We start from the raw sequence: 4,478 nt of genomic DNA on the forward strand, positions 1-4,478 counted from the left end.
GGAGCGACTGGAGCCAAATCGATAAGATGAAGCAGCTCTTCCTCGAGGCGGATCCCGACAATAACTGGGTTCGCGTCCCGGTCGTGAACTACTTGCGTGCCTGTCCGCTGCCCGCCGCGAGCGAGGCGTTGAAGGAGCTCGAGAAGGTCGATCCCGAAAGTGTCAAACGGGCGAATACTTTTTTCTCGATTCCTGTGCCTGCCAAAGACACCACCAAACCGAACACTTCGGCCATTCCCAAAGCGAATGAGCCGCCGGTTGCGAATGCGGCCTCCGGCTTTCCGAATTCCTTGATTGCAGTGGATTCCCCCACAGACGCTCGTTCTTTCCGCGAAGCGATCGATGACCATCGCCGCCGGGTGGATCGTCCTGTTTTGGGGCATTTAACGGCCGCTAATTCACCGCTTGCTGCGGCTCCCCTGGCATCGCAAACGAGCACGACGCCTGCGAACCCTTGGCGGCTGGCCTACGTAGTTTCACTGGCGCTGTCGACCATCATGATCGGCCAGTTCCTGTTGCTCTCCGGTGGACCGGCGGTTGTGCCCGTTCCCGTGCAAGAGCGTGAATAAGCTATCGCGACTTCGATCAAGGCTCTGTTACCCCCATGTCAGCTGAACTTCAAATGTCATCGTCAAGCGATGTGGTTGAATTCCCGTACCGAGCAGTCAGTCGGGCGGCAATCGCTTCGGTGGTTTTCTTTGTTCTTGCTTTCCCCGGGCTGATCCCGACCTTCTCGCCCTTGCTGATCCTAACTGCGGTCGGAATTGCGGCGGGGATCATTGGTTTTCGAGCGACCAAACAGTTCCCCGACGAGTACAGCGGCGGAGCGCTCGCCAAACTTGGCGTGATTGGCAACGCGTTGCTGATGTTCAGCGGTATTGGGCTGCACACGTACATCTACATGACCGAGGTTCCCGATGGCTATACGCGGATCCCGTTCTATGAGCTTCAGCAGCCTGAGGGCATGCCCGACATCCCGACTCGATTTGCCTACGATATCGATGGTGATAAAGTCTTTTTGAAAGGCTACATCCATCCCGCCTCGGGCAGCGGAGCACTTCGCCAATTTATCCTGGTCCCCGACCTCGGAACGTGCTGTTTCGGCGGCCAGCCCAAAAGTAGTGACATGATCGAAGTGACGGTGACGAACGGGAAAAACGTCAAAGCGGGGCTGACCAAGCGAAAACTCGCTGGCAAATTCCAACTCAATCGGGCACCTCAAAAACTAACCGACTTTGACAATAACATCTTCTATCGAATAAAAGCGGACCAAGTGCGTTAAGCCTCGGTGCCGCGAAATCGGCGGCGTTAGGAATGACGCCGCCGATCCTCAGCCCCCACCCCCAGAACCGGCGCAAATCGCGGGTTATCCCTCCAAAGACGATTTTCATATGCCTTGGTACAAGATCTCGCTCGCCGTACTGCTGCCATTCTCGCTGCTGACAGTCACCGCAGCGACCAGTTACGCCGATTCCCCCAAAACGGCGTCGACGGCCGCTGAAACGTCGAAAAAGCCAGCCGATACGGATCAGTCGACCGAGGACCGAACCAAAGGCGTGGTGGAACGCAAAAGCAGCGAGGCGTCGATTGCCAAAGGGGACATCACCTTTGATGATCTGAAGTTCGATATCGAAAAGGATGCGGCGTTCGAGAAAAGTGCACTGACCCCCGACGTCAAACGGCTCGATGGAATCAAAGTGAAGCTTCGCGGCTATATTCTGCCCAGCACACTATTCAAAGACACCGACATCGACCAATTTGTGTTGGTGCGTGACAACCAAGAATGTTGCTTCGGCCCCGGAGCAGCATTGTTTGACTGCGTCATCGTCGAGATGTTACCAGGACGTACGACCGACTTTGTCACCCGCCCTGTAACGGTCGAGGGCAAGTTCAAGATCGACACCGAAAAGTACAAGTATCCTGGCGGCAAAGGGCCGGGTGGTGCCAGCCATTTCGCGATCTTCAAAATCGAAGGGATGAACGTCAAATAGAGAGCGTTTTCGCTAACGCTGCAGCGAGTAAAACGTTCGATTCCTATCCGCGTAGGTTATGACACACCGAGCGAGGAGACTCAAAATCGCCGAGGCGTGCTTCGAGTTCCTTCAGCTGATCGCTTACCCATTGACCGAAAACGTCGGTCGATTCCGACGAAATGGTCGCCGAGAGTGCGTGCCACCGCTCGTCACTCGGATTGGGTGAAGTCTTTAAGTCGCTTGATGTAGTCATCGGGATAATCTCCTGCGCGTTGCGATCCAGCGCATCAATTGATTAGATAAACAGGCGGAGACGATATACAAACATTACGTTCTGTTTCGCCGTTTAGGTCAACGAATATTGACTTAGACAGCCTTTTCAGACGTGGGTTCAGTGCAAGTGGTATGCCTATCTGCAAAGCGGAACCAAACTTTGCGACATAACTCTTTCTAAAACAACAGGTTAGGAAAACGGCCTAAATTTTTCAGCAAAACGAAAAATGTCATTAAAGCGATGTCGCTGTGTCGCAATATGTCATTGAGGCATGTTTCCCAATGATTAATGTCGGCAAATCGAACACCACGAGCCAATAATAATCCAATAACCGTCATTAGCGAAGGCGGATCCGTCACGATTACGATTACTTTTCCATAGATTAAAGACCGCAAAGTTGCTTTTGCGCAACACCCCCTGTGGCGAAAATGCCCGATTGTGGGCAAATGCCCCACTTAGTCGCCCTACTTTTCGGCAGCCCCGAGAGAGTAATTGATGTAAATCTCGTAGAATCGCATCGCACATTTTCGAATCGCTACTTTTTTCTGCAGCAGGGGCTCTCGCACACCCTCGCTATCCCCCATTTTTCGAAGTGGGCCTTTCTAGCGGGCAGAGGGGATCCACTGAGCGTTTTCCGAGATTGCTGCTCCATGATCGCCAGCATAGGCCTCGCATTGCGGTTTTTGCTCAAAAGTTTTTGTCTGCCTGCCAAGAACCCCGCTTCCACTGCGAATTTCTTTTTGTACAGCGGCCGATGTGCCGCACGAAAGAAAGATCAGCCACAGTTTTTGGGAGATACATCGATGTTAAAAAAGATGATCCTGGCGGGCGGTGCGGTTGCGTTACTGTCCACCATGACAATGGGCGTCCCATTGTTCAGCTATGCGAGATGCGGCGTGGATTGGTTGCGATCCTCGACATCGGACGCCATGCCATTGGAATGGGAATTGAAACGGGCTCGGCAGATGATTGCCGACTTGAAACCCGAAATTGAACACAATGCCAAGCGAATCGCGTTGGAAAAGGTCGACGTCGCGCGACTGGAAACTCAAATGAGCGATACGGACCAGCGGTTGGCCAAGACGCAAGCCGATATCGAACGGCTAAGCGAAGATCTTCGCAAGGATTCGCATCTCTACACCTACGGGGGCCGGACTTACACGTCAGCCCAGGTCAAGAACGACCTGAGCAACCGATTTAGCCGCTTTAAGACCCGCAAGGAGACGGCCGAGAAACTCGAAAAGATGCTCTCGGCTCGCAAATCGTCGCTTCAATCGGCACATGAGCGAATGGATGCCATGCTGAGTGCAAAACGTCAACTCGAAGTGGAAGTCGAGAACTTACAGGCTCGACTTGCCTCGCTTCGTGTTGCCGAAACCAGCAGCGAACTGGCGTTGGACGACAGCCATTTGTCGAAGACACGTCAATTGCTCGACGAGATCCATGCTCGGATTGATGTCGCCGAGGAAACGATGAAGGTGGACGTCGAGTACTTTGGTGAGATCGATTTGGATGAGCCAAGCGAAGAAAATCTGCTTGACGAAATCACCAGCTACTTCGGCGACGAAGCTCCCTCGACCTCGAAGTCCCTGGTCTCGATTCAGCTAGACTAGTTCGAGCGAGAGATCGCGAGAGAGAGTGTGTGTGAGGATGGCAGCAATGAAGGTATGCGGCACCGAGAAAGGCTGATGGACGTGTCCGAATCAAAAACCTTAGCAAACTCAAAGCCTACAGCATTACGCTGGAGGCTTTGGGTCGATGGTTGCGGTGGATTTTTGATCCTGCCAGGCGAACGTTGGACGATTGGTGGCGCCGGGCCGGCGGGCACTAGCGACGTGCGAATCCATTCGGATCTGGCTCGCATCGCGGGAACGCTCTCGCGTCGCGACGACAGTTATTTTTGGGAATTTGCCGACGCGGCGCGACCTGCCGAATTGGTGCTTAGTGGTCATCCGCTGTCGATGACGGGGTCTGCGTCCTTGATTTTTCGGCACCCCAGCCCGCTGAGCCGTTCGGCGGTACTGACGTTGTTGCCGCCACATCGCTTTGCCGGACATGTGGACGAGGTGATTTTGGCGGATGAAACGCTGATAATGGGAGCGACGGCCGATTGCCATATCAAAGTGGCTCATTTGGGAAGCGAGAAAGTGGTGATCACCCGTCGCGGCGACCGCTGGTTGGGCAAAGTTGTCGGCGATCCCGAATTGTCGGAGCTGACGGTGGGGCAAAGA

General features: G+C 54.0%; 5 protein-coding genes and 1 pseudogene. 5 read left to right on the forward strand and 1 reads right to left on the reverse strand.

From position 1 onward, the window contains the following. The 3 genes and pseudogenes from ABX962_RS31125 to ABX962_RS31135 all read left to right on the forward strand — a co-directional run. Positions 1-569, forward strand: a pseudogene (locus ABX962_RS31125) (hypothetical protein); the annotation flags it as partial. Between the two features lie 35 nt (positions 570-604). Further along, entirely contained in the window at positions 605-1,282 is a 678-nt protein-coding gene (locus ABX962_RS31130; protein ID WP_372725429.1) for a DUF3299 domain-containing protein, read from the forward strand. Positions 1,283-1,391: 109 nt separating this feature from the next. Beyond that, the gene (locus tag ABX962_RS31135; RefSeq protein WP_372725431.1) at positions 1,392-1,991 is read left to right on the forward strand and encodes a DUF3299 domain-containing protein; all 600 of its coding nucleotides are present in this window, start codon (positions 1,392-1,394) and stop codon (positions 1,989-1,991) included. Between the two features lie 43 nt (positions 1,992-2,034). Here the strand turns inward: ABX962_RS31135 and ABX962_RS31140 are convergent, their stop codons facing one another. After that, a complete protein-coding gene (locus tag ABX962_RS31140) occupies positions 2,035-2,226 on the reverse strand; it encodes a hypothetical protein (protein ID WP_372725433.1) in 192 nt (63 codons plus the stop codon). Positions 2,227-3,050: 824 nt separating this feature from the next. On the opposite strand from ABX962_RS31140, the gene ABX962_RS31145 reads away from it, so the two are divergent. Both ABX962_RS31145 and ABX962_RS31150 read left to right on the forward strand, forming a co-directional pair. Then, positions 3,051-3,860: a hypothetical protein gene (locus tag ABX962_RS31145; RefSeq protein ID WP_372725435.1), complete on the forward strand. Its 810-nt coding sequence runs from the start codon at positions 3,051-3,053 to the stop codon at positions 3,858-3,860. Positions 3,861-3,941: 81 nt separating this feature from the next. Continuing rightward, positions 3,942-4,478: hypothetical protein (locus tag ABX962_RS31150; RefSeq protein WP_372725436.1), on the forward strand; the 537-nt coding region annotated here is incomplete at its 3' end.

Origin of the sequence: Novipirellula sp. (genome assembly GCF_041583735.1) — a bacterium.
In the GTDB taxonomy this organism is placed as follows: Bacteria; Planctomycetota; Planctomycetia; order Pirellulales; family Pirellulaceae; genus Novipirellula.

Coding starts and splice junctions, on each gene's coding strand:
- ABX962_RS31130 (WP_372725429.1), top strand. CDS start 605: ATGTCAGCTGAACTTCAAATGTCATCGTCAAGCGATGTGGTTGAATTC.
- ABX962_RS31135 (WP_372725431.1), top strand. CDS start 1,392: ATGCCTTGGTACAAGATCTCGCTCGCCGTACTGCTGCCATTCTCGCTG.
- ABX962_RS31140 (WP_372725433.1), bottom strand. CDS start 2,226: ATGACTACATCAAGCGACTTAAAGACTTCACCCAATCCGAGTGACGAG.
- ABX962_RS31145 (WP_372725435.1), top strand. CDS start 3,051: ATGTTAAAAAAGATGATCCTGGCGGGCGGTGCGGTTGCGTTACTGTCC.